Origin of the sequence: Sorangium sp. So ce124 (genome assembly GCF_051525235.1) — a bacterium.
GTDB classification, from domain to species: Bacteria; Myxococcota_A; Polyangia; order Polyangiales; family Polyangiaceae; genus Sorangium; species Sorangium atrum.
Genome location: NZ_CP150312.1, coordinates 10113506 through 10138354 on the forward strand (window position 1 = coordinate 10113506; position 24849 = coordinate 10138354).

19 protein-coding genes are annotated in these 24849 nt (G+C 71.4%); 9 read left to right on the top strand and 10 right to left on the bottom strand.

The window, feature by feature from the left end:
• Nucleotides 1–153: 153 nt before the first annotated feature.
• The 5 genes from WMF19_RS38040 to WMF19_RS38060 form a co-directional block, all read right to left on the bottom strand.
• Nucleotides 154–2631 carry a heavy metal translocating P-type ATPase gene (locus tag WMF19_RS38040; RefSeq protein WP_437894850.1) on the bottom strand — a complete coding sequence of 826 codons (2478 nt, stop codon included), beginning with the start codon at nucleotides 2629–2631 and terminating at the stop codon, nucleotides 154–156.
• 469 nt (nucleotides 2632–3100) lie between these two features.
• Nucleotides 3101–3949: a CAP domain-containing protein gene (locus WMF19_RS38045; RefSeq protein ID WP_437894851.1), complete on the bottom strand. Its 849-nt coding sequence runs from the start codon at nucleotides 3947–3949 to the stop codon at nucleotides 3101–3103.
• Between the two features lie 75 nt (nucleotides 3950–4024).
• Complete coding sequence (locus WMF19_RS38050) at nucleotides 4025–4504, bottom strand: hypothetical protein (protein WP_437894852.1); 480 nt, start codon at nucleotides 4502–4504, stop codon at nucleotides 4025–4027.
• Between the two features lie 49 nt (nucleotides 4505–4553).
• On the bottom strand, nucleotides 4554–5078 hold the full coding sequence (locus WMF19_RS38055; RefSeq protein WP_437325270.1) for a hemerythrin domain-containing protein: 525 nt from the start codon (nucleotides 5076–5078) through the stop codon (nucleotides 4554–4556).
• Between the two features lie 175 nt (nucleotides 5079–5253).
• Complete coding sequence (locus WMF19_RS38060) at nucleotides 5254–5484, bottom strand: hypothetical protein (protein ID WP_272102623.1); 231 nt, start codon at nucleotides 5482–5484, stop codon at nucleotides 5254–5256.
• 414 nt (nucleotides 5485–5898) lie between these two features.
• Here WMF19_RS38060 and WMF19_RS38065 point away from each other — a divergent pair, with 414 nt between their 5' ends.
• On the top strand, nucleotides 5899–7182 hold the full coding sequence (locus WMF19_RS38065) for a hypothetical protein (RefSeq protein WP_437894853.1): 1284 nt from the start codon (nucleotides 5899–5901) through the stop codon (nucleotides 7180–7182).
• 32 nt (nucleotides 7183–7214) lie between these two features.
• Here WMF19_RS38065 and WMF19_RS38070 read toward each other — a convergent pair whose 3' ends face one another.
• From WMF19_RS38070 to WMF19_RS38080, 3 genes are all read right to left on the bottom strand, one after another.
• A complete protein-coding gene (locus WMF19_RS38070; protein WP_437894854.1) occupies nucleotides 7215–8108 on the bottom strand; it encodes a class I SAM-dependent methyltransferase in 894 nt (297 codons plus the stop codon).
• A 205-nt stretch (nucleotides 8109–8313) separates the two neighbouring features.
• Nucleotides 8314–9867: an AAA family ATPase gene (locus tag WMF19_RS38075; RefSeq protein WP_437894855.1), complete on the bottom strand. Its 1554-nt coding sequence runs from the start codon at nucleotides 9865–9867 to the stop codon at nucleotides 8314–8316.
• Between the two features lie 130 nt (nucleotides 9868–9997).
• On the bottom strand, nucleotides 9998–10708 hold the full coding sequence (locus WMF19_RS38080) for a TVP38/TMEM64 family protein (protein WP_437894856.1): 711 nt from the start codon (nucleotides 10706–10708) through the stop codon (nucleotides 9998–10000).
• A gap of 68 nt (nucleotides 10709–10776) precedes the next feature.
• Between WMF19_RS38080 and WMF19_RS38085 the strand changes: the two genes are divergently transcribed.
• The gene (locus tag WMF19_RS38085) at nucleotides 10777–11529 is read left to right on the top strand and encodes a TetR/AcrR family transcriptional regulator (RefSeq protein ID WP_437894857.1); all 753 of its coding nucleotides are present in this window, start codon (nucleotides 10777–10779) and stop codon (nucleotides 11527–11529) included.
• Nucleotides 11530–11635: 106 nt separating this feature from the next.
• On the opposite strand, the gene WMF19_RS38090 is transcribed toward WMF19_RS38085, so the two are convergent.
• Entirely contained in the window at nucleotides 11636–11908 is a 273-nt protein-coding gene (locus WMF19_RS38090) for a DUF2277 domain-containing protein (RefSeq protein WP_272102630.1), read from the bottom strand.
• A 498-nt stretch (nucleotides 11909–12406) separates the two neighbouring features.
• Between WMF19_RS38090 and WMF19_RS38095 the strand changes: the two genes are divergently transcribed.
• Nucleotides 12407–15181 (top strand): hypothetical protein, encoded by a 2775-nt coding sequence (locus WMF19_RS38095; RefSeq protein ID WP_437894858.1) that lies wholly within the window; start codon nucleotides 12407–12409, stop codon nucleotides 15179–15181.
• A 63-nt stretch (nucleotides 15182–15244) separates the two neighbouring features.
• Here WMF19_RS38095 and WMF19_RS38100 read toward each other — a convergent pair whose 3' ends face one another.
• Nucleotides 15245–16717, bottom strand: a complete 1473-nt coding sequence (locus WMF19_RS38100) for a PAS domain-containing protein (protein ID WP_437894859.1) — start codon at nucleotides 16715–16717, stop codon at nucleotides 15245–15247.
• Between the two features lie 656 nt (nucleotides 16718–17373).
• Here WMF19_RS38100 and WMF19_RS38105 point away from each other — a divergent pair.
• From WMF19_RS38105 to WMF19_RS38130, 6 genes are all read left to right on the top strand, one after another.
• Complete coding sequence (locus WMF19_RS38105; protein WP_437894860.1) at nucleotides 17374–18588, top strand: ATP-binding protein; 1215 nt, start codon at nucleotides 17374–17376, stop codon at nucleotides 18586–18588.
• Nucleotides 18589–18915: 327 nt separating this feature from the next.
• Nucleotides 18916–20466, top strand: coding sequence for a cation:proton antiporter (locus WMF19_RS38110; protein ID WP_272102636.1), 1551 nt, complete (start codon nucleotides 18916–18918; stop codon nucleotides 20464–20466).
• Between the two features lies 1 nt (nucleotide 20467).
• Complete coding sequence (locus WMF19_RS38115) at nucleotides 20468–21172, top strand: potassium channel family protein (protein WP_437894861.1); 705 nt, start codon at nucleotides 20468–20470, stop codon at nucleotides 21170–21172.
• Nucleotides 21173–21189: 17 nt separating this feature from the next.
• A complete protein-coding gene (locus WMF19_RS38120) occupies nucleotides 21190–22515 on the top strand; it encodes a c-type cytochrome (RefSeq protein WP_437894862.1) in 1326 nt (441 codons plus the stop codon).
• Nucleotides 22516–22597: 82 nt separating this feature from the next.
• Nucleotides 22598–23587: a DUF2169 family type VI secretion system accessory protein gene (locus WMF19_RS38125; RefSeq protein WP_437894863.1), complete on the top strand. Its 990-nt coding sequence runs from the start codon at nucleotides 22598–22600 to the stop codon at nucleotides 23585–23587.
• Entirely contained in the window at nucleotides 23580–24848 is a 1269-nt protein-coding gene (locus WMF19_RS38130; protein ID WP_437894864.1) for a hypothetical protein, read from the top strand. Before WMF19_RS38125 ends, WMF19_RS38130 begins: the two co-directional genes overlap by 8 nt.
• Nucleotide 24849 lies beyond the last annotated feature (1 nt).

Genomic DNA, 24849 nt, shown 5'->3' on the forward strand with positions numbered 1-24849 from the left:
GGAGGGGGATGCCGAATTCCTGGGCGCGCTTGATGAACGCAGCGAACCCCACGGGCGGGTGGATCGAGGGTCCCGGCGCCAGATGACAGATCGAGAGGGCTCGGCCGACGCCGGGTTCTGTGAGGTGCCGGAGCGCTGACGTCGGCGGTTCGATCAGAGCTCGACCCGGCGCAGCCGGAGGGCATTGCCGATGACCGACACCGAGCTCAGGCTCATCGCGGCGCTGGCGATCATGGGGCTAAGGAGCAGCCCGAGGACGGGATAGAGGACGCCCGCCGCGACCGGCACGCCGAGCGCGTTATAGACGAACGCAAAGAACAGGTTCTGCCGGATGTTGCGCATCGTCGCCCGGCTGAGCCTCCGGGCGCGCAGGAGGCCGCGGAGGTCACCGCGCACGAGCGTGATCCCGGCGCTCTCGATGGCGACGTCGGTCCCGGTGCCCATGGCGACGCCGACGTGCGCCTGGGCGAGCGCGGGCGCGTCGTTGATGCCGTCGCCCGTCATCGCCACGATGCGGCCTTCGGCCTGGAGGCGCTTCACAACGGCGGCCTTCTGATCGGGCAGCACCTCGGCCTCGACGTGCTCGATGCCGAGCTTCCTGGCGACCGCCTCCGCGGTCGTGCGGCTGTCGCCGGTGAGCATGATCAGGTGGATGCCCTCCTCGCGGAGGAGGCGGACGGCCTCGCCCGTCGACGCACGCACCGGGTCGGCCACGCCGACGATGCCCGCCGCCTTGCCGTCCACCGCCACGAGCATCGCCGTCTGGCCTTCTTGTCGGCGCTCCTCGGCTCGGCGCGGGAGATCATCCGGCGGGATACCGAGCTCCTCGAAGAGCGTGAGGTTGCCGAGCGCGACCGAGCGCCCGGCCACCGTGCCCACCACGCCCTTGCCCGTGATCGACCGGAACCCTTCTGCCGGCAGGAGCTCGAGCTCCTGCTCGAGGGCCCCCGCGACGATCGCGCTCGCGAGCGGGTGCTCGCTCCCGCGCTCGACGCTCGCCGCGAGCCTGAGGATCTCGTTCGTCGGGAGGTCGCCAAGCGTCGCGACCGAGGCGAGCTTCGGCTTGCCCTCGGTGAGGGTGCCGGTCTTGTCGACGACGAGGGTGTCGACCTTCTCGAAGGTCTCGAGCGCCTCGGCGTTCTTGATCAGGATACCGGCCGTCGCGCCGCGCCCCGTCCCGACCATGATCGATATCGGTGTGGCGAGGCCGAGCGCGCACGGGCAGGCGATGATGAGCACAGCCACCGCGTTGACGAGCGCGTGGGAGAGCCTGGGCTCCGGCCCGAGGAGCAGCCAGACCACGAAGGTCAGCGCCGCGATCGCGATCACGGCGGGCACGAAGTACGCGGCGACGGCGTCCGCGAGGCGCTGGATGGGCGCGCGGCTGCGCTGGGCCTCGCCCACCATCTGGACGATCCGGGCGAGCAGGGTGTCGCGCCCGACGCGATCGGCCCGCATCACGAAGCCGCCTGTGCCGTTGACGGTGCCGCCGACCAGGCGGGCGCCGGGCGTCTTCTCGCCCGGGATGGGCTCGCCCGTGACCATCGACTCGTCGACCGCGCTGCTCCCCTCGAGGACCTCGCCGTCGACAGGCACCTTCTCCCCCGGCCGCACGCGCAGCCGGTCGCCTGGCTGCACGAGCTCGAGAGAGACATCCTCTTCGCGGCCGTCCGCGCCGATGCGCCTGGCGGTCTTTGGGGCGAGGCCGAGGAGCGCCTTGAGCGCGCTGCTCGTCCGGCTGCGGGCGCGGAGCTCGAGGACCTGGCCGAGAAGCACGAGCGAGACGATGACGCTGGCCGCCTCGAAGTAGACCGGGACCACGCCGCCGTGGCGGACAGAGTGGGGGAAGATCCCCGGCGCCAGCGTGGCAACGACGCTGTACGCGTAGGCGGCGCCCGTGCCGATGGCGATCAGGGTGAACATGTTGAGGTGCCGAGTCCTGATCGAGGCCCAGCCGCGCTCGAAGAACGGAGCACCACACCAGAGCACCACGGGCGTGGTGAGGGCGAGCTCGATCCAGACGAGCCATCGGCCGAGGAGCTGCTGCACCGGCTGGCCTGGGATCATCTCGGACATCCCCAGCACGAGGACAACCAAGCTCAGCGGGACGCTGAGCCAGAAGCGCCGGGACATGTCCGCGAGCTCCGGGTTCGGCGCGTCCTCGAGCGTCACCGTGCGCGGCTCGAGGGCCATCCCGCAGATCGGGCAGGAGCCCGGCGCCGTGCGGACGACCTCGGGGTGCATCGGGCAGACGTACTCGACGCGCGTCGCCTGGGCCGGATCGAGCGGCTCCAGGGCCATTCCGCAGGAGGGGCATGTTCCCGGTCCGGTCTGTCGGACCTCGGGGTGCATCGGGCACGTGGTGATTCCCTGCGAGGCCGGCGTGGGCTCTCCCTCGGTCCTCCTCTCGACGGGCGCGTACTTCTCGGGCTCCGCCTGGAACCTGGCGAGGCAGCGCTGGCTGCAGAAGAAATACGTTCTACCGCCGTGCTCGTGCCGCCCCGCGGCTGTTTCGGGCGAGACGGTCATCCCGCAGACCGGATCCTTCGTCCGCTCTCGGTCCAGGTCGGCAGGAGCAGGGCGGCCTTGCTCGTGAGGGTGGCCATGATCGTGGTGATGCCCGTGGTTCATGTCGTCTCCCTCCTCGCCGACGCTCGCCGTTCGGGTTTCTTACATCCCAAGCACCCCGTGGACACCGCTCGTCGCTTCGCGCGGCCGCCCGGCGCTGCCGCAGGAGGCGGCGCCGAATGACGTCGGCGACGGCAGGCGAGCAGGGCCATCGATCTCCGGAGATCGAGGCGCCAGCTCGTCAATGCTCCGTGGTGAATGCCCGCTCAGTTTTTTTTTGTGGTGGTCAACTTTGCCCGAGAAAAATCACAGAGAGACGGGGAGACGGAGAGATTTACTATTTTCTCCCTGCCTCCCCGTCTCCCTGTTCAAATTGGGCCAGTACCCAGTTCTTCGAGTCGGCACGGTCGCCGGACCGGCCGCCGCAGAGAAGATGCGCGCGGACGGTATCGACCCGAGCGCGCGGACGTAGCGCGACGGACTCGCCTCCCTGTTCAATTCCCCGGAAAATTTGAGGAGTGCTTCCGGCTCATCATCGGAAGTTCTGCACCGCCCACACGCTGCCGTCAGGGAAGGTGTGGAACCCGCAAGCCACCTTCGTGTAGCGGGTGCTGCTCATGTTGATGTAGTGGCCGTGCTTCTCGAAATCCTCGCCCGGCCCTTCGTCCCACATGAGCTGCAAACATGGGACGATCATCGAGTCCGGCGGGCCTCCCCACCCGGGGCACTCGTTCTGGGCATTCTCGTCGCAAGCGCCGAACGCGCCGTGAAACTCGCCGGTGTTCCCATCGGACTCGGCCTCTCCATCGGAGCACGACTCCGCCTCGACCCAGCGCGCGAGGGGCGGCAAGCCGAGCGTGGCGCGGTGCTCGTTGATCGTATCGACGCACAGCTGCGCCGCGCCCGTGGCGCCGCCCGAGCCGCCGGCGCCGCTCCCGGAGCCCTCGCCGCTCGATCCACCGGTGCCGGCCGTGGCCGAGCCCCCGGCGCCCTGCGCAGAGGAGCCGCCTGCACCCTCGGCGGACGAGCCGCCGGCGCCTGCCGTGGTCGAGCCGCCGGTGCCCTGCGCGGACGAGCTTCCGGCGCCGCCTGCGCCTGCCGTGGCCGAGCCGCCGGCGCCCTGAGCAGACGAGCTTCCGGCGCCGCCGGCGCCTGCCGTGGCCGAGCCACCGGTGCCCGCCGTGGCCGAGCCGCCGCTGCTGGTGCTCGGCCCGCTGCCGGAGTCTCCGTTGTGGATCACGACGCCGGCGCCGCTCGACGGCCCGCCGCCTTCGCCATCGATCGACGCGTCGCCCACCTCACCGACGCAGCCCGACAGCATACAACCGATCAACGTCGCGGCGAGCGCGACGGCGCATGAAGGCGTCCAAGTGGTAAGCATCCGTCGAGTCTATGGGGCATTCGACGCATGCTCAACATCGACCGATCCTGCTTCACTTTTGCATGCTTGAGCGGTTCAGGCTCGATTGGCGGGCTTCCCGCGCGCCTGTGCGGAGAGAAGCGCGCGTGTCGCATGGAGTTGTGTTCGTTTGCTTCGAATTCCACTCGTGCGAGACAGGACACCGCACGCCAGCGAGCGGCGGCCGCCTCTCAGATGTCGCCCTCGCGGGCCGGCGGCGCGCGGAAGCTTGAACGCCCGCCGGGCCCTGGCCTCGTCTTCCGCTTCCGCCGATCGAGGCGCGCCGCGCCTCCGCTGGAGATAGACGATCGTCGCGCCGGCGAGCGCGTTCGCGACCATGAGCGAGTTCGTCGCCACGAAGACCCAGCTCTCGAGCATCCAGCTGTAGACGACGAACCCGATCGACGCGGCCAGCTGGCCGACGAAGAGCCACCTGGAGATGCCCTGGCTCGTCTTGCTCTTCCACTGCTTGTAGACCTGATTGCCGACCGTCAGGACGAGGATGCCAGAGCTGACCCAGCCGATCGCGTCTTCCATGTCTCACCGCCGGATCGCCGCTCGACCTCTCCCCTCGAGCAAGGCCTCGTCAGGCCCGGGCCGCGCCGTTCGCGTGGCCCTCGTGGATCGTGTGGCTCGCCTTGTCCGCGGACGTCTTCTTGTAGCCCGCCGGCAGCAGCGTCTCGTAGCCCTCGGCCAGCCGCTGCTCGAACTCCGCCTTCATCGACTTACCGAGCTCGGTGAGGCGCTTCTCGTCCACAACCTTCTCGACCGCCGGGAAGAGCTCCCCTTCCTCCTCCTCGACGTGGTGCTGGATGAGCTCCTTCAGCGTCGTCACCCGCGCCTTGAACGAGAGATCCTCCGGGGAGGTCGAGAGCAGCCGCTTCAGCGCGAGCTCGGCGATGGCGTGCTCCTCGAAGCTCTCGAGGATCACGTCCTCCTTGATCTGCTGCACGGCGGGATAGAACGTCTCCTGCTCGATCGCCATGTGCGCGGCGAGCTCGTTGGCGAGCTCGGCGAGGACGAGCGCCGGATCCGATCTGCCGCTCTCCAGCTGCTTGAAGAGGGACTCCACCTTGCGATGCTGCTTCTCGAGCAATGACGTCGCTTTCATCTTCCTGCCTCCATGGTGCGCCGCGCCTCCGCGCGGCCGGGGTCGTCCGGGTTTCATCGCCGGCCGGGGCGATCTCGCGCGCGAGGCGCTCCGGCCAGCCTTGTTGTTCATGGTTCGACGCGCGGTGAGGGGAGAGCGCACGGGCTCGCCCCTCATCGCCCGAACTCGCCTCGGGCTACTTGTCCGTCTTCTCCTCGATCTTGTCCCCCGCCTTCTCGGCGGCGTCGCCCGTCGACTCCGCCGCGTCCTTCGCCTCGTCCTTGACGTCGCGCGCAGCGTCGTCCACGGCCTCGCCCGCCTTCTCGGCCGGTCCCTCCGGCTGAGGCTTGCTGCCTCCGCAACCGATCACACCGACGCAACCGATGACCATGCTGCCCAGGAGCAGCGACCGAATCCCTGTTTTCACTGTATCCTCTCCTCCGCGCTCGACCGCGCCCAGCGGCTCTGCCCCCTCGGCGCGCCCGGCGGTTTCTCGACGACTCTCTGCGCTGGCTTCGAGCTGTCTCGTCCAGATCCCAGCTTCATCCTGCCTTCAGTCAACGATGTCCGTTGGCCATGTTGGTCAGCAATGCCCGGGCCAAACCGCGCCGAGCGCCCGCGCGTGCTCCTCGTCACCACATCCACGGATCCCGGGGATCGCTCCCCCTGAGACACATCGCCTCGACCGTGGCGTCCTGCGACGCGCGTTGGCCGCCCGCCAGGGATCCCCGGGCGGGAGGGGGCCCGTGGCGCAGGCGCAGGGGAGGCCCCGCCTCGCGACGCTGGCGCCTCCGCTTGGCCTCCGCGGCGATCGGAGCAAGAATCCGCCCGGAACCGCGACATGATCCACGACTTCGCCAGCGCGCTCAGCGCCATCTTCACGGGCGAGCGAGCCCGACTGCTGCACGTGATCGTGCCGGCACACGTCCATGGGCACACGCTGGCGCTGCTGCGGGCGCTCGGCGAGGCGGGCCCGGCCCCCCGTCCCGTGTGGGTCCTGGCAGATCCGGTCTACGGACCCAGCCGCGGCTGGGCGGCCCGAGAGCGCTCGCTGTCGCGTGAGCTCGGCGCCCCGGCGGCGCTCGCGACGCCCGAGCAGGGCCCGCTGCGCGAGCCGCTCGACACCTTCGCCAGCGCCCTCGCGGCGCACGTCGCCGCCTGCGCCCCGGACGGGACCGCGGTCGTCGTGCTGGCGCCACAGCACATCGACGACCCGCGCGCCTATGCCCGCGACCTCTTCTGGCTCGCGCATTGCCCCGACCTCGCGCTCGTGCGCTGGGTCCTCGTCGACCCTGTCCACTCGAGCGTCGGCGACCTGCTCGCGCGCCTCGGCGAGGGCGCGTCCCGCGTCGTGTGGCCGGAGGCCGACGGCCCGGCCATCGCGGATCTCGAGCGCGTGCTCACCGATCTCTCCGCGCGCGGGCGGCGCCTCCCCGCCGATCTGGAGCTGCGCATCGCCGCCGACTCGCCCCTCCGCGCCCCGGAGCTCCTCCCTGCGCGGCGCCTCCTGCACGAGGCGGACACGTGTTTTCACGCGGGGCGGCACGCCGAGGCTGCGCGGCTCCAGCAACAGGCCGAGGAGATGCTGGCGAGCCGGGGGCTGGGCGAGGAGGCCGTCCACATCGCCATGCAGCGCGCGCGCTCGATGATCGCGGCGGGCGTGGTCGAGGAGGGGCATCGGGTGTTCGTCGCCGCGCTGAAGGAGGCGGAGCGGCGCGGCCTGCTCGCGATCATCCCCGAGGCCTACGCCTCGCTCGGCAGCCTGCACAGCAAGCAGCGCCGCTTCCTTGACGCGTCGGAGGCGTACGCGCGCGCCGGAGAGCTCGCGAACCGCCGCGGGAGCCACGAGTTCGCGGCGGACATGCACCGCTGCTCTGGCCACGCGGCGCTCAACGCCGACATGCCGGACGCCGCGGCGATGGCGTGGCGGCGGGCGTTCGAGCTGCTGGGCTCCGTGGCCCCGGCCGTCGGCGCGCTGGAGAAGCCCCAGCAGATCGTCGTGCTCGGGCTCTCCCTGGCCGACGTCTTCGAGGAGCATGGCAACCTCCCGGCCGCGCGCGGGCTGCGGGGGCACGCCGAGGCCATCGAGACCCGCCACCCTCGGCGCTCCGCGACGTGGAGCTGAGGCGCGGGGGCTGAGGCGCGCCGCCGACCGGGTCAGCTCGGCGGGCGAACGGGCGGCGGGGCAGCGCCCGGGCCGGGCCGCTCGGCCACGAGGAGCCGCGTGTTCGCGGCCGGGTTGGACGGCGCGAACGGGGCGCCGAGCTGCCGGGCCCAGTCCGCCGCGCCCGTGTCGCGCACCACGCGGAACCCGGCCCGCTCGACCTCCGCGAGCATCACCTCGCGCCGGCGCAGGCCGATGAGCGGCTCGCTCCAGAGCCACGTGAGCAGGCGGAAGACGCGCTGCACGCGGCGCGGCACGGGGGGTTCCATGTAGTTCACGAGGAGGACGCTTCCCGGCGCCGAGGCGTCGGCGAGCGCCCGCAGCGTCGACCGGAGCGCCTCGTCCGACAGGTACATCACGACCCCTTCCCAGATCCACGCGGTGGGCTCGTCGGGTCGATGGCCGGCCGCCGAGAGGCACGCGGCGAGCGCGTCGCGCTCGAAGTTGACGGGCACGTAGGTCAGCTGCTCCACGAGCGGCGACAGCCCCGCCGCCTTGCGCCGCTTGAAGGCCTGCGTCGCCGGGTGATCGATCTCGAAGAAGCGGGTCGCCGAGAGCGCCTTCATCCGGAAGGCGCGCGTGTCGAGCCCCGCCCCCAGGCACGCGACCTGGCGGCACCCGAGCTCCACCGCGCGCTCGAGCTCGATGTCGATGGCCATCACGCGCAGCGGGACCGCGGAGAGCCGGGCGAGGGCGCGCGCGCGCTTCGCCGGGTCCAGGCCCCGGAGCCGGCGCGCGAACAGCTCCAGCGCGGCGCTCCACCCGCGCGACAGCAGCCGGTGAGCGACCGGATCCTCGAAGCCCGGGACATCGGTCAGGCCCTGGTCTGCGAGCGCCCGGAGGAGGGCGACGATGGATGCCGTCTGGCTGGGGCGACGCTCACGCATGCCTGGTGCATAGCCTCCGACGGCGGGCTTTCAACGCGCGAGGGCCTGGACAGCGGCCCGGCGACGCGCGGTGACGCGCGATGACGCGAGGAAATTTCGTCGATTCCGGTTCATCGACCCCGACTCGGCAGCTTCGAGCAGCGCCGTCGCCGTCCAGGCCGGACACGGGGTGGAACGGCTCGGCGGTCATCGCTCCGACGCGGCCTCAACACCCCACGAGGCGGACCGCCTTTCCCCCGTGCGCCACCTCGCGCACGAACAGCTTCTCTGCCCACGATCGCTCCTTGCGCAGGTCGAACATCACGAGCCACCCCTCGCCGAGGCCCGCGTGCTCGAGGTACCGCGCCACCTGATCGAGCGCGTCGGCCTCGGTCTCCGTGTCGCGGCGGACCTTCACCTCGATCGCGTGGCGCTCGTCGCGCCAGCAGATCATCAGGTCGAGCGCCCCGCGCCCGAGGCCGTACTCGCGCTCCACCCGTCCCCCGCCGTTCACGACCCGCTGCAAGAAGGCCATCAGCATCAGGTGCGGCCCGGCCTCGCGGTAGCCGAACCCCTCGGCGGCGAGGTGGCCGTCCTTGCGCCAGAACGCTTGCCAGTCGGTGAAGAGCTTGCCCATGTCGAGCGAGCCGTCCGGGTGGACGTAAGCGGCGGGCTCGGCCGGGATCTGCGCCTGCCGAATGAACGTGAGCGCCCGAGGGACGACCTCGCGATAGATCGGATTCGCGATCTCGAAGCGCCCGCCGTGGAAGCGGATCAGGCCCAGGCCGAGGACGTAGGAGAAATCGTCATCGAGCACATCGCTGTCCGTTTGCGTGCCGGCCAGCATGGGATCGAGCACGCGCCGCACCCGGGGCTCGCGCAGCCGGGCGATGAGCGAGTCGATGTGCGAGCGGCGCTCCAGGATGAGCGTCTCCTTGGCCGCGTCGACGTGGGTTGTCGTGATCGGGACGGCGCGGTCCTCCACGTCGCGGCGGACGATCTGGTCGGCCATCGCGTTGGTCAGCCACGGGTGGCCCTGTCCCAGCTCCCAGATCCGCCGCACGGCCTCGGGCTCGAAGCGCTGTCCGGTCGCGGCGGTGTGCTGCGCGAGCAGCTCGGCGACCTCGGCCTCGGTGAAGGGGCCGAGCGTCGTGGCCTCGGCGGTGATGTTGAACGGCGACGTCGTGCCCAGCCACGCGACCGCGCGCCGCTCCTCCAGGGCGAGCGCGTAGTCGCGCACCTGGCGCTGGCCGATGAGGGCCACGCTGGAGGGGAACGGGATCCGGCTCCGGTCGAGGTAGCCCTGCCGGACCTGGGTCAGGAACGAGACCATCGCCGCCCCCACGAGCCCGTCCGCCTCGTCGAAGAGCACGACCAGCGGCCTGTCGCTGCGCGCCGCGAGATCGCGCAGGTAGCGCAGGACGAAGGTGCTCGCCGGATCGACGCGGCGGACATCGTCCGCGGGGCGGCCGAGGTCAGGCAGGTCGCGGTCGACCGCGGTGTCGAGCGCGTAGAGGACGGCCTCGAAGGCCTTCGCCGGATCGGGCTCTTCGCGCGCGATCTGGACGTCGACCCAGACCGCGCGGAGGTCGCCTTTGCGGTTCAGGTGCTCGACGAGCCAGCGGGCGCTGGTGGTCTTGCCCGTCTGGCGGCCGGCGTGGAGCGTGAAGTACCTGCGTTCCTCGATCGCATCGAGCACCGGCCCGAGCCGGCGCTCGGGCGGCAGCATGTAGTGCTCGCCGGGGATGCAGGGGCCAGCGATGTTGAACGAGAGCTTCACGGGCGAAAGCTACCACGCGAGGGGCAGCCCGGCGGTCAGGCCGCTGGGCCGAGCCCCGGTCGATCGCGCCGGTCGCGCCCGGTCGTGCCGCCGCCCTCGCTCGCGCCGCCCGTGGCGGCCGGGACTCCTGTCATGAGGGGACGACGTCCCGCCTGGAGCAGCGCCTGGCGAGCCACAGGAGGACCATGACGGCCACCGCGGCGGCGCCCATTCCGGCCCACGCCGACGGGGGCGCGTCGCGCAGGGCGTCGAAGACCCGTTGACCGAAATAGGCAGTCGCCAGGAGCGGTAGGGTGTACCCGGCCAGCGAGCCCCAGAAATGCGTCCAGAAGCGCACCCCGGAGAGGCCGAAGAAGACGTGGAGCATGGGCGGCATCCAGAGGACGAGGCGGAGCAAGAACACCGTCAGGAACGCCCGCCGCTTCAGGGCCTCGTCGTAGGCGCGGAAGCGCGCCGGCACCCGCGCAGAGACCCAGTCGCGGGCGACGAAGCGCGCGAACGAGAAGCCCACGACGCTCGCCGCCATGGTGCCCGCCATCGAGAGCGCGAACGCCACCGGCCACGGCCAGATGAGCGGCGCCGCCAGGATGAACACCGTGCCCGGCACGCCGAACGGCTGGAGCGCGGCGTACGCCAGGAGGAACGCCACATACCCCCACGGCCCGAGCGAGAGCAGCGCCTGCTTGATGCGCGCGGGCTCTCCGAAGAGCTCGAACAGCCCCATGCGCTGAGCGACGACGAGGAGCGTGGCGGCCGCGGCGACCACGCCGATCTTCACCCCCAGGCCGGCGCGGGAGGGGGAGAGCGCGGAAGGATCGGCCGGGGAGGCGGGCTGGCGCACCCGACGTTATTGGCAGTCCACCTGCGCACCGTCAAGGTTCCTGTTGACAATATGGTCTTCAATTGTCAATGCTGACCATCGTGAACGAGGGCGAGCCGCGCTCCACCGATAGACCCGCCGAGGATCTGCGCCGCCGCAAGCTGATGGACGCGGCGCTCACGGTGTTCCTGCGCTTCGGCTTCCGGAAGACGTCGATGGACGAGGTCGCGCGCGCGGCGGGCGTCTCGCGGCAGGGCCTCTACCTCCACTTCGCCACGAAGGAGGAGCTCTTCCGCGCGTCCGTGGGGTACTTCCTCGACACCGCGCTCGCCGCCGCCGCCGCCGCGCTCGCCGACGCGGAGCGCCCCCTGGAGGACCGGCTCGTGGCCGCGTTCGACGCGTGGATCGGCCGGTTCGTTGGCGCGCTCGGGGCCGACGCGGCGGATCTCTCGACCGCCGCGAACGAGCTCGTCGGCCCCCTCGTCGCCGAGCACGAGGGACGGTTCGTCGAGGCCGTGGCCGAGGCATTGCGCGCCTCCGGGCTCGCGGCCGCCTACGAGCCCGCGGGGGTCACCGGGCGCCAGCTGGCGGACACCCTGGTCTCCTCGGCGCGCGGCCTGAAGTACGGCGCCGCGACGCACGAGGCCTTCCTCGAGGGCATGACCATCGCCGCGCGCGTCGTGTGCTTGCCAGAGCGGCGAGCCCGGGAAGCGCGGGCAGGGCAATCACCGCAATCACTGCAGACGGCGCAATCACGGGAAGGAGAGCCCTCCGCGCCGAGCCCTCGCCGCGAGGGCAAGGGGCGCGCAATGGCGCGCAAGGCGCGCGGCACGACACGATAGCCCGAGGGCCAGCCGAGCACGGCGCGGGCGAGCGCGCCGGGGAACGCCTCGCTCGGCGCGCTCTCCCGGGCGTATGCGCGCCCGGACGGCGCGGCGGCCCCGCGCCTCAGCCCCGGCTGAAGCGCAGCCGCGAGCGCTCGCGCGCCTTGACCGCCTCGACCTCGCGGTCCCGCGGCGCGGCGGTCGTGGACAGCGACGCCATCAGAACGCGCGCGGCGGCCGCGACGTCGTCCACGGCTTGCGCGAAGGCCGCTTCGTTGGCCTGCGACGGCCGGTTGAAGCCGCTCAGCTTCCGCACGAACTGCAGCGACGCCGCCCGGATCTCCTCCTCCGTCGCCGGCGGCTCGAAGTTGAACAGCGTCCTGATGTTCCGGCACATGGCGATCTCCCGAGGCTCGATGTGTACGGGGGACGATCCTAGTCTCGAGCCGCGCCGCCGGTCCAGGCGCTCCGCGCGGCGGCGATGCATGCGGATGCCGGGACGCCTGCCAGCAACAGGAATCCACCGGTCGTTCGACCCCCTGCGAGACGACCTCCTTGCCAGTCTCGCGGCGCGCGCGGCGCCGCTCTCCTTCTCCTTGGCGGTCCTCGCGGCGAGCTGCTCTCACGGCGCGCCGGAGCCTCCGCTGGTGAACACCACAGTCGTTGACGCGGCCACTGTGTAGGCAGTTCGCGCATACACGCGACGAGCCACACGACGCGACGCGCGGCGAGACACTCGACAAATGCGACACGGCCGCATCACGACGTCACCCTTGTTGGCTGCGCAACAGGGAGCACGCTAGCGACATCAGGAAGTTCTTGATTCCTCAAGGATAACCGTGCACTTCTACACTGAGGAGTCCTTTTGCCAAAGCCCCCTGGCAAGGAGGTCGGTATGCGCCCACATCGTGCACTGCGCTCCCAGAATCGCCTGCTCTTCACCGCTGCCACGCTCGTTTGCCTCGCTGTCGGACCCCCCGCGGAGGCGGCTCCGTCGTACACCCTCTTCGAGAGCGGTCAGGTCCGACCGCTCGCGCTCTCACCAAGTCGTAATCTGCTCTTCGCGGCCAATACACCCGACGGCCGCCTCGAGATCTTCTACGTCTCGTCGGGTGGTCTGACGCACATCTCTTCCGTGAGCGTGGGCCTCGAGCCCGTCGCCGTCGCGGCGCGCAACGACGGCGAGGTGTGGGTCGTCAATCACCTCTCCGATAGCGTCAGCGTCGTCGACGTCTCGTTCCCCTTGCGGCCGCGGGTCGTGCGCACGCTCCTCGTCGGGGACGAGCCGCGGGACATCGTCTTCGCTGGTCCCGGGCGTTCGCGCGCGTTCATCACCGCCGCCCACCGGGGCCAGAACGCGCCGTTCGATCCGCAGCTGACGACGCCCGGGGTCGGCCGCGCCGACGTCTGGGTGTTCAACGCGAACGCCGTCGCGACCCAACCGTCGCTCGGGGGCACGCCCCTCACGATCCTCTCCTTCTTCACCGACACGCCGCGGGCGCTCGCGGTCAGCCCGGACGGGGCCTCGGTGTACGCCGCCGGCTTCCACACCGGCAACCGCACGACCGCCGTGCACCGCGCGATCGTGGAGGACGAAGGCGGCATGCTGCCGCCGTTCACCAACCACCTCGGTGAGCCGCAGCTGACGACGTCGCTCATCGTCCAGCACGACGGCGCCCACTGGGTCGACGCCGGGGGCAACCCCTGGGACGACTCGGTCATGTTCTCGCTGCCGGACAAGGACGTCTTCGTCATCGACGCCGCGGCCAATCCCCCTGTCCAGCGGCCCGGCAGCGCCGGCTTCTTCACCGGCGTCGGGACCGTCCTCTACAACATGGTCGTCAACCCGGCGAACGGGAAGGTCTACGTCTCCAACACCGAGGCGTTCAACCTCGATCGCTTCGAGGGCCCAGGCACCTTCGCGGGCACGAGCGTCCGTGGACACCTGCACGAGAGCCGGATCTCCGTGCTCGGCAGCGGCGGCTCGGTCCTGCCGCGGCACCTGAACAAGCACATCGATTACTCGACCTGCTGCGCTCCGGTGCCCAACGCCGAGAACGCGAAGAGCCTGGCCACGCCGGTCGACATGGCGGTGACGAGCGACGGATCGAAGCTCTACGTGGCCGCGTTCGGGTCGAGCAAGGTCGGGGTCTTCCAGACGGCCCAGATCGAGAATGACACCTTCACGCCGAGCCTCGCGAGCCAGATCCAGGTCACCGGCGGCGGGCCGAGCGGGCTCGCGCTCGATCAGCCCCGCGGCCGGCTGTACGTGCTCACGCGCTTCGACAACTCCATCTCCGTCGTCAACACGTCCACGCACGCCGAGACGGCCCACATCGCCCTCCACAACCCCGAGCCGGAGAGCGTGGTCCGCGGGCGGAGGTTCCTCCATGACGCGAGCTTCTCGTCGGCCCACGGCGACTCGTCGTGCGCGAGCTGCCACGTCTTCGGCGACCTCGATAGCCTGGCATGGGACCTCGGCAACCCCGACGGGGAGACCGTGACGAACCCTGGGCCGTTCACGAACATCAACCCGCCGTTCCCCGCCGATACCTCGTTGAAGCCGATGAAAGGGCCCATGACGACCCAGAGCCTGCGCGGCATGGCCAACCACGGCCCGATGCACTGGCGCGGCGACCGCACGGGCGGCAACGACGCGTCCACCGCGCAGCCGGACAGCGGGGCCTTCGACGAGCGCGCGGGGTTCAAGAAGTTCCAGGGCGGCTTCACCAACCTGCTCGGCCGGCACGCGCCGATCCCCGACGAGGACATGGAGGCGTTCACAGACTTCATCCTCCAGCTCTCGTATCCGCCGAACCCGATCCGGAACCTCGACAACTCGCTGAACGCCGATCAACAGGCCGGGCGCGATCACTTCTTCCGCGAAGGCGGCGCAGGGACCTTCTCGTGCAATTCCTGCCATACCCTGGACCCGGACGGGAACGCCGGTACCAGCGATTTCCCCGGCTTCTTCGGGACGGACGGCGCGAGCATCGGCCAGGAGAACGGCCAGAGCTTCAAGATCCCGCACCTGCGGAACATGTACCAGAAGATCGGCATGTTCGGCATGGCCCCGGTCCTGAGCCTCTTCCACCCGGGAGACAACGACTTCAAGGGTGACCAGATCCGCGGCTTCGGGTTCATGCACGACGGCGTGATGGACACGCTGTTCCGCTTCCACCAGGCGATCGGCTTCGAGCAGAGCGAGTTCTCGCCGAACGGCTTCCCGCCCGGCGCGCCCGGGGAGCTCCTCCGCGAGCAGGCCGTGGAGTTCATGCTGGCGTTCGACACGAACCTCGCCCCCATCGTCGGGCAGCAGGTCACGCTCGGCTCGCACAACGCCACGGCGGCCTGGCCGCGCATCGACCTGCTCCGCCAGCGCGCCGAGGCCGGGGAGTGCGACCTCGTGGCGAAGCTCCCGTTCCTCCTCGAGGAGACAGGCCTGCTCTATATCGGAGGTGGCCAGTTCACCACGGCGCGCGCCGCGGCCCCGCCCTTGAGCGATCTCGTCCTGCGCTCGCTCGCCGCGCTCACCGGGCACCCGGTGACGTACACCTGCGTGCCGCCGGGCTCGGGCACGCGCATCGGCATCGACCGCGACGGCGACGGGTTCCTCGACGGCGATGAGTGCGACGCGGGCACGGATCCCGCGGATCCGACGAGCCACTGAGTCGGCTGAGTCAAGCCAGCGCCGCGCCGCACCGCGCTCCACGGGCGCGGCCGGCGCGGCGCTTCAGCCGCGCTCTAGGCGGTGCGGCGCGGCGCCTGAGCCGCGCCGGGCGCTCATGCACCAGCGCAGCGCCTCCTTCAGGCTGCGCAGCGTCTTGACCTGCGACAGATCGAAGCCGAGGCCGACCATCGTCTGCGCGACCGGCGGGCGGATGCCGGTGACCACGCCCTTGCAGCCGAGCAGCGTCAATCCATTGATGATCTTGATGAGGTGCTGCGCCGTCGTCGTGTCGACCGAATCGAGCCCGGTGAGGTCGAGGATGGCGAAGGCGGATTGCTTCTCCACCACGCTCGCGAGCAGCGACTCCATCACCATCGCCGCGCGATCCGCGTCGACAGAGCCGATCAAGGGGACGATGAGCACGTCCTGCCAGACCTCGATGATGGGGCTCGACAGCCGCGCGATCGACTCCTGCTGATCCTGCGTCAACCGCAGCTGCTCCCGGAGCTGCTGCTCGACGCGGAGCTGCTGCGTGATGTCCTCGCAGATGGCGCCGACGCCGGTGGTCTCCCCGAGGACGTCTTTCTGGGGAACGAACCTGGTCCGCCAGATCCTGTCTCGCCGGACCTGCTCGACCTGCGCGATCTCCCCGGCGAGGGCCTGCTCGAAGGCCGCGCGGACATCCTCGGTGTCGCCGCACAGCTCGCGCATGTGCTTGCCCAGCTCGCCTCGCTCCGTACAACCGATCTGCGCGAGCGCCCCGCCCTGCGCGATCACGCAGCTGCCGGTCCTGTCGAACGCCAGGATGGCGATGGGCATGCTGTCGATGCAAGCGCGGAGCAGCTCCCCCTTCACCGCGAGCCTGACATCGTCGGCCAGGTTGATGCCGAACGTCTGGACGCCCACGATCTCGCCGTCATCGTTCCGGCGGGGCGCGTAGTGCACGATCCAGTGCACGCCCCCGGCCACGGTGTCCGTGCGGACCGGCTCCCCCTCGAGGACGCGCTTGCACAGGCCCATGATATCCGCGTCCGCGCCGTAGAGATCGAACATGTTCATTCCGACGAGCTGGTGCCGTTTGAGCCCCATGCTCTCGAGCCCGTTGCCGTCGGAGACGTGGAGCGTGCCCGCCCGATCGCACCACCAGACGATCGCATCCATCGTCTGGAACACGTCGACGAGGATGCGCGCCTGAGCCTCCCACGCCCCGCGATCGGGCTTCACGGCAGCCCAGAGCGCCGTGTCGTCGGCGCGCCACAGCGTCCAGTGCAGCTGGACGATCTCCCCGCGGGCGCCCACGACGCGCGCCGCGGCGGAGACGCTGCCCGCGGCGGCGCGCGCGCCCGTGATCCGGGCGGACAGCTCTCCCCGATCGTCCTCGTGGACGCGCTCGAGGAGCCGCGCGGACGGGCCAACGCAGCTCTCCCAGGCCGCGTTGCAGGCGACCACCTCGCCGGCGCCGGAGAGCAGCGCCAGCGGTGTGGGTGTGCCGTCAAGCAGTGTCTTACATGAGAGCGAAGCGAGCCTGTCGTCCATTGCGTCCTTGCAAGAGGCCAGAAGCGACGATCCTCGGCGCGCCAGCCCCACGCCTCTCACGGCAGGTGAACAAACGCGCTGTGAGCGCCGTCAGGACACCGGGTGCGAAGAGGTGGGATGCTGCTCTGATCCTCGGCGCTGGGGTCATCGAGCCTGGCACCATGGCGAACCGTAACCTGGTGATATCATTTGGGGGCGTCGAGGCGCCAGCCTCATCGCTAGCCGCGCCGCGGCGGATCGAGGCGCGCGCGACCCGGCCCGACGGCGAGGGCCCGCTGCCCCACCACATCGCCCCTCGGCGCTCGGCATGAAGCGATGGCCGAGAGCGGTTGTGGCGGAAGGTGGGTTCTGCTGTTTGTGCGAGGACGCGAGCGGGCGCGGCGCTCGGAGACGCGCGTGATCCATCGAGAGGCCGGCCTCGGGCTTGCCGCGTGGAGAGCGGCCGCCGCTGCACGGCCGCCGAGCGCGAGGCGGGCGCGCGGGCGCTGGCGGCCACCCGCGCCGGGGAACGTCGTTTGACGCGTCGCGCTCGCCTTGTCGTGCGCGCCAGCGCGCGTTAGACATCGTACGGAATGGAACCCGAGGGCCACGAGAGATTCGCTGACTCGGACCCGAGTTTCCGACAACTCCATCCTTGCGGGCGCCTCATCAGCGCCGTGCAAGACCTCTCGCTGGCCCGCGACCTCCAGACGATCATGCAGATTGTCGATCGGGCCGCCCGGGACCTCACGGGCGCCGACGGTGCGTCCTTCGTGCTCCGCGACGGTGACCTCTGTTACTATGCGCAGGAGGACTCGATCGCCCCCCTCTGGCAGGGGAGACGGTTTCCGATGTCGGCGTGCGTCAGCGGCTGGGTGATGCTGAATCGGAGGCCGGCGGTCATCGGCGACATCACGCGCGATCCCCGCGTCCCGATCGACGCCTATCGGTCGACCTACGTGCGGAGCATGGCGATGGTGCCGATCCGCGCGCGCGCTCCTCTCGGGGCGCTGGGGGCCTACTGGAGCTCCGTACGAGAGATCGCGCAGAGCGACGTGACGCTGCTCCAGGCGCTCGCCGGCAGCGCCACCGTGGCCCTGGAGAACGTGGCGCTCCACGACGGCCTGGAGAAGGGCAAGGCGCGGGCGCGCGAGGTCGAGGCGGCGAACCGCGATCTCGCGGAGAGGCAACAGGCCCTGGAGGAGCTCCAGCGGCAGAGCGAGGCGCTGAGCGAGTTCCTCGCGCACGATCTCAGGAGTCCCGCCGCCGGTATCATCCTCGCCGCGCAGGCACGCCTGAAGAAGCAGGATCTTCCGGAGCCGGAGCGGCGCCGATGGAATGCTGTCCTCACCTCGGCCGAGGTCATCCAGCGCACCGCGCTGAACCTGCTCGACGTGGCGAGCCGCCAGCACGGGACGTTCGTCCTGCGGCTCACCGAGCTCGACCCTGCGTCGCTGTTCGAAGGTGTCGCCGAGATCCTGGAGCCGCTCGCTGCGTCGCGCGGGCAGCGCATCGAGCTCTGCCCCGCCATGCCGAGCTGCCTTCTCCGCGCCGATGAGGAGCTCGTGCGGCGCGTCCTGCTGAACCTCGTCGACAACGCGCTTCGCCACAGCCCGCCGCACGGCGCGGTGCGCCTCGAGGCGCGGTGGCTCGGCCCGGGCTGGGTCGAGCTCAACGTGTGCGACGAGGGCCTGGGGATCCCGGTCCACCTGCGCGACCGCATTTTCGACAAGTACGCGCGGCTCGCCGACGGGGGCGCGATCACTTCGGCCGGCCGCGGCCTCGGGCTGACGTTCTGCCGGCTGGTGGTCGAGGCACACGGCGGCAGGATCGACGTGACGGACAACGGGGGGCGGGGGAGCCGGTTCTGCGTTCAGCTGCCGGCAGGCTGACAGAAGCGCATCGAGATCGCTGAGAGCCGGTGTCGGGGATCGCTCCACGACGAGGAAGCGATGATGTCGCCGGTGTCGTGTCGTGTGATCTATCGATATCGCACCTCTTCCCGGGCGGCCGAACGAGAGGCGCACGCGCGCGGCGTCACGTGCGCGCGTGCGCCTCTCGCTCGGCCGCCCGGCGATGCGCTCTCGCATCTTGCGATTCCGGAGGCGATCAGGTAGCGCAGGATCTACGGTGAGCTCTCACGCGGACTCCGTGCACATCGCGACGCGCCCGCCGCGGTCGCCCTCCCTCGTGCTCGCGCTGCCGCCGCGAGGTGCCCCGTGAGGGAGCGGCTCGAGAGCCTGCTCCTCGTCCTGGCCGTCGGCTCGGGCGTCGCGATCGGCGCGAAGCGCGTCGCGATTCCCTACAACGTCGCGCTCGTGCTCGTGGGGCTGCTGCTCGTCGTCGTCGACGTGCTCCCGAAGGCGCCGATGGACCCGGAGGTCATCCTCATCGCGTTCCTCCCGGTGCTCGTGTTCGAGGGCGCCCTGTTCGCCGACGCGGACAGCCTGAGGGGCGCGAGCCGGCCGATCCTCGCGCTCGCCGTGCCTGGCGTGCTCATCTCGCTGCTCGGCACCGCCGCGGTGGCGACGCAGCTGCTCGCGCTCCCGTTCGCCGCGGCGCTCCTCCTCGGCGCGCTGCTCTCGATCACCGACACCGTGAGCGTGCTGCTCGCGTTCCGCAGCGTCCGCGTGCCGCACCGGCTGGCGGCCATCATGGAAGGCGAGAGCCTCTTCAACGACGGCACCGCGCTCGTGCTCGTGGTGCTCGCGTCGCAGGTCCTCGTGAGCGGCACCTTCGACGGCGCCGAGTCCTTCCGCGCCCTCGCCCTGGCCATGGCCGGCGGCGCGGCCGTCGGGGGCGCGCTCGGCGCCGTCGGCGCGTCCCTCCTCCGCCGCACGCCGGATCACCTGACCGCGATCCTCGCCTCCATCGTGCTCGTCTTCGCCACGGCCCTGCTCGCCGAGCGGCTCCACGCCTCGCCGGTCATCGCCGTCGTGGTCCTCGGCGTGATCGTCGGCAAGGCCGCGCGCCGTATCCTCGAGCCCTCGCGCGTGCTCGCGCTCCAGGGCTTCTGGGAGACGAGCGGCTTCTGCCTCAACGTGGTGCTCTTCGAGCTCGTCGGCATGCAGATCCAGGCGGATATGCTCGTGCGCGAGGCGGCGTCCATCGGCCTCGCGCTGATCGCCCTGCACGGGGGCAGGGCGGTGGCCGTCTACGGCTGCTTCGGCGTGCTCCGGGCGCTCACGGGCGAGGTCGTGCCCTTCCGCTGGCAGCACGTGATGCTGGTCGGCAACATCAAGGGCGCGCTGTCGATGGCGGCGGTCCTCAGCCTCCCGAGCAGCCTGCCGTACCGCGACCGCCTGATCACGATCGTCTTCGGCGTGACCTTCGTCACGCTGGTCGCGCAGGCGCTGCCGTTCGCGCGGCTGCTCAAGGTCCTAGGGGTCGCGATCCCGACGGCGGACAGCGTGCTCGACGCCGCGAAGGCCACGCTCATCGCGGCGCGGCGCGGCCAGTCCGAGCTCGACGATCTGCTCGCGGCGGGCCTCGTGTCCCGCAAGGAGCACGCCGAGCGCCGCGCCTCGTTCCAGCGGCAGGTCATCCAGGCGGAGGTGGCGCTCCAGACGCCGCAGGGCGAGGTGGTCCGCGACCACCTCACCGATCTCGCCCTCCTCTCGGCGCAGAAGGCGGCGGTGCTCGACGCGGCGAGGCGCGGCCTCATCGCCGCCGACACCGCGCACGCCCACGTGAACCGGATCGACAGGGCCATGGTGGAGCTCCCCGGCGGACACGCCGCGCACCCTCACGAGCACGAAGGAGAGAGCTGACATGCGCGTTCTCATCGCGGGCGCCGGGCGCGCAGGGCTCAGCGTCGCGGTCCACCTCGCGAAGATGGGCCACGACGTGACGATCGTCGATCGCGACGAGTCGATCGCGAACAGCGCCTTCGAGCGGCACGGCCTCGTCTCGCTCGTGGGCGACGCGACCGACGCCGGGCTCCTCCAGGAGGCCGAGGTGGCGCGCGCCGACGTGGTGGTGGCGATGCTCCGCCGCGACGCCGACAACCTCGCCGTGGCGCTCCTCGCGCAGTCCGCGGGGGCCAAGCGCGTGATGGTGCGCATGCGGGACCCCGCCTACCGGAGCGTGTACGTCCGCGCGGGCGTCGACCGGATCCTCTCCGAGATCGACGTCTTCATCGGCGCGATGGCCACCGCGATCGAGCACTCGGGCGTACGCCACGCGATGGTGCTCGGCACCGGCGAGTCGGTCGCGTTCGAGCTCGACATCCCTGTCGACTCGGTGGTCGCGGGCCGCACGGTGAGCACCATCGCGGGCAGCGCGAGCTTCCCTTCGTCGTGCGTCTTCGCCGGCGTCTACCGCCCGGATGGCCGCGTCGAGGCGCCGCGCGGCTCCTCCGTCGTCGCGGGGGGCGCCACGGTGCTCCTCGTGGCCGCGCGCGACGAGCTCGCCGAGGTCATCGCGTTCTTCCTCCAGCGCGAGCCCGCGGGCGGCGGGGTCCAGGAGCGCCGCTGACACGGAGCAGGTGTTCTATGACGAGGTGCGCGGGGATCACGGGCTCATGGGCACGGCTTGCGGCGGCGCTGGCCGCCCTCTCCGCCTGCGGCGGCGATGACGCCGGGGCCGCTGCGGGAGGCGGCGTCCAGGCCGCCGTCTCGTACTACCGGGACGTCAAACCCATCTTCGACGCGCGGTGCGCGGGGTGCCACAGCGACGGCGGCGTCGCGCCGTTCTCGCTCGAGCGCCACGAGACCGCGGCGTCCTGGGCCGCGTCGATCAAGCGGGCCGTCGTCGAGCGCACGATGCCCCCCTGGCCGGCCGACAACGCCTGCGCCGAGTACGTGGGCGACCGCTCCCTGTCCGAGCAGCAGATCCAGACCATCGCGGCGTGGGTCGACGGCGGCGCGGCCCTGGGCGACCCGGCGGACGAGGGCCCGCCGATCGAGCCGCCGGCGAGCGGCGCGCTCGCGCGGGTGGACCGGACGCTCGAGATGCCGGTCGAGTACACCCCGCAGACGGGGCCCGACGAGTACCGCTGCTTCGTGATCAACTGGCCGGAGGAGGCCACGCGTTACGTCACCGGCTTCGGGATCAGGCCCGGCGAGCAGCGCGTCGTCCACCACGTGATCGCCTTCATCGCGGCGCCGGACCAGCTCGCCGAGCTCGACGCCCTCGACGCGTCCGACCCGGGCCCGGGATATCCCTGCTACGGCGGCCCTGGGCTCAAGCCGCGCTGGCTCGGCGGCTGGGTGCCCGGCGGCGGGAGCATGATCTTCCCGCCGGGGGCGGGCACTCGGATCGAGCCTGGCTCCAGGCTGATCCTGCAGGTTCACTACAACACGCTGACGGCGGGCAAGCTGCCGGATCGCACCGCGATCGACGTGACGCTGGAGAGCTCCGTCGAGCGGGAGGGCACGATGCAGCCGTGGGCGAACCCGGCCTGGCTCAGCGGCGACTCCATGATGATCCCTGCCCTGGAGAGCGACGTCGTCCATCGCTGGGGGGCCGATCCCTCCCGGGCGCTCGCGGACAACGCGCCGATCGAGATCCACTGGGTGGGCCTCCACATGCATACGCTCGGCACGCGCGCGCGCCTCGAGATCGAGCGCGCCGGCGGCGGCTCGGAGTGTGTGCTCGACATCCCGCGCTGGGACTTCCACTGGCAGGGAAACTACAAGCTCGCCGAGCCCAAGGTGCTCGAGCCGGGCGACAAGCTGTCGATCGAGTGCCACTGGGACAACACGCCCGAGAAGCAGCCGATCATCGACGGACAGCCGCGGGTCCCCAGAGATGTCGTCTGGGGAGAAGGCACGACCGACGAGATGTGCCTCGGCACGTTCTACATGACCGGGCGCTGAGCGCCGGCTTCCCTGAAGCGATCTTCGGTGTCTGCGGCGTGCCTGCGTATAGGATGCAAGACCCACCGTCGGATCCTCGCCCGTGAGCATCGCGAACCAGACCCCCTTCGCCGTCCAGCCCGTGCCGCTCCTCGATCGCGAGGGCAACGACGTCCTGGTCGCCATCGTCAAGGGCACGTTCGTCCTCGATCGGAGCGGGGGCTCGAGGCTCGCCGACGACCCCGCGCCGGTCCGTGTCGCCGACGAGCCCTGGGAGCCCGAGAGTCCGCGGAGCAGCCTCCGCTTCCCGTCGGATCTCGGCGTCGCCAAGCTGGGCACGGACGTGGTGGTGACCGGCGACGCGATCGCCCCCGAGAAGGTGAGGGTGCTCGACGTCGCGGTGCGGGTCAGGCAGCGGCTGACGCCCCTGCGCGTCCACGGGCAGCGCTTCTTCTTCAAGGGCGTCCTCGGCGTCGGGATCGGGCCTGCTGCGCCGTTCGAGCGCGTGCCGATCGTCTACGAGCGGGCGTATGGCGGCATGTCGGAGGATCTCTCGGTGGTCGATCTCCGGAACCCGGCCGGCGTCGGCGCGGCGAGGAGCGCTGCGGACCTCGTGGACACGAGGGCTCCGCAGATCGAGCACCCGGAGCGGCCCCACGCGTCCGCGTCGGATCGCCATGCGCCGGTGGGCTTCGGCGCGATCATGATGCACTGGTCGCCGCGCCTCGAGCACGCTGGCACGTTCGACGAGCGGTGGAAGGCGACGCGGATGCCGCTCCCTCCTGAAGATCAGGACATCCGTTTCGGCAACGTCGCCCACCCTTCGCTCCAGTTCGAGGAGCACCTCGTGCCCGGGGATCCGGTGGGCATCGCCGGCATGTCGCTCGAGCCGGTCGTCTTCGCGCTGCCGGGGTTTCCGGTGGTGGTGAGCGCGCGTTACGACACGGGCGAGCGCGTGGTCGTGCGGCCGCCGATCGACACGGTGCTGATCCAGCCCGAGGCGCGGCGGGTGGAGCTCGTGGCGCGCGCCGTCTTCCCGATAGGCCGTGGCCGGCGGGTGCTGCGCGAGGTCGTGGTGCGCGGCGATGGGTGACGCGGCGGGCGGCTCCGGAGGGCCTGTCGATCCCGAGATCGCGGGCGTGCCGCTCTCGGCCTATGCGGCGGTGCTGGCGTACACGGCCGAGGGCGTCTCGCTCGAGGCGAGCCTGGAGCATGCCGCGATCGCCGCCGGAGCCTGGCCGTCGGCGGAGGAGGCCTGGTCCGCGCGCCTCGCCGAGAGCGCGATGGGGGACGGGGCGCTGATCGCGGCGTGCGACGAGCACCGCCTCGCGGCGCAGGCGCACGTGGAGCGCAAGGTGCCTCCGCTCGACACGGACCTGCGCGCCTGGCTCGATTTCTTCCGCGCGTTCACGGCGTCGGAGGATCCGCTCGGTTTCCTCGAGGCGCGCGGGCTCGGCGAGGGCGACGTGTTCCGGCTGCTGGGCGCCTGGCAGGAGCGGATCGTGGCGGAGGGGGGCGTGCGCGCCGAGGCGACGGCGATCCTCGCCGCAGCGCCCGGGCCGGCGCCGGAGGTGCGGCCTGAGGCGCCGGCGCTGAGGGCGGCGACGCGGAGGTCGCGTGGCGGCGCGGCGGCGGCCGTGAAGAAGGCGCGGGCCGTGGTGGCGGTGCGGGGCGAGACGGCGGATTTGCCGCGGGATTTATCGAAGCTGATCTTGCCGTTCGTGAAGCAGCCGGGGGGCGCGGAGAGGGCGGAGCCGCCTGCGCCGGCACCGGCGGCGAGGCCCGCGCTTTTGCCGTCGCTGGCCGCGCCGGAGCTGCCGAAGCCGGTGCTCGCGCCGAAGGAGATCGCCGAGACGGCGCCGGTGTTCCCGGCGCCGAGCCGGCCGGCGCTGCCGTTTGGGTCGCGCGTAGGGCAGCGGGACGCGGTGAGCTCCGGGCTGCCAGCTGTGGGGCTGCCGCCGTTGCGTGAAGGGGCGTTGGAGGAGTCGATTGCCGGGACGCCCGGCGTCGGGACGGCGCCTGTGATGTTCGAGGCCGCGAAGCCGGCGCTCCCGTTCGCCCCGTCGCCCGGGGCGCCGTCGTCGGGCGCCGCGCCGTCGTCGGGTGGCAGCGCGCGCTCGCCGGCGGCCGATGGTCCCCGGCTCTCGCTGGAGGACTACGCTGCGATGCTCGCGGAGATCGCGGCGAGCCCCGCGACGGCGATGGAGGCTATCGCGCGCTACGGGCTCACCCGCGAGGCGAAGGGCGCCGAGGACGCCGCGTGGCAGGCGAGGTTCGCGGCGGAGCCGGGGCTGCGGATGAAGTGGATGCGGGAGCTGGTCGCGGCGGGAGAGCGGATCCGCGGGAAGCGGTGAG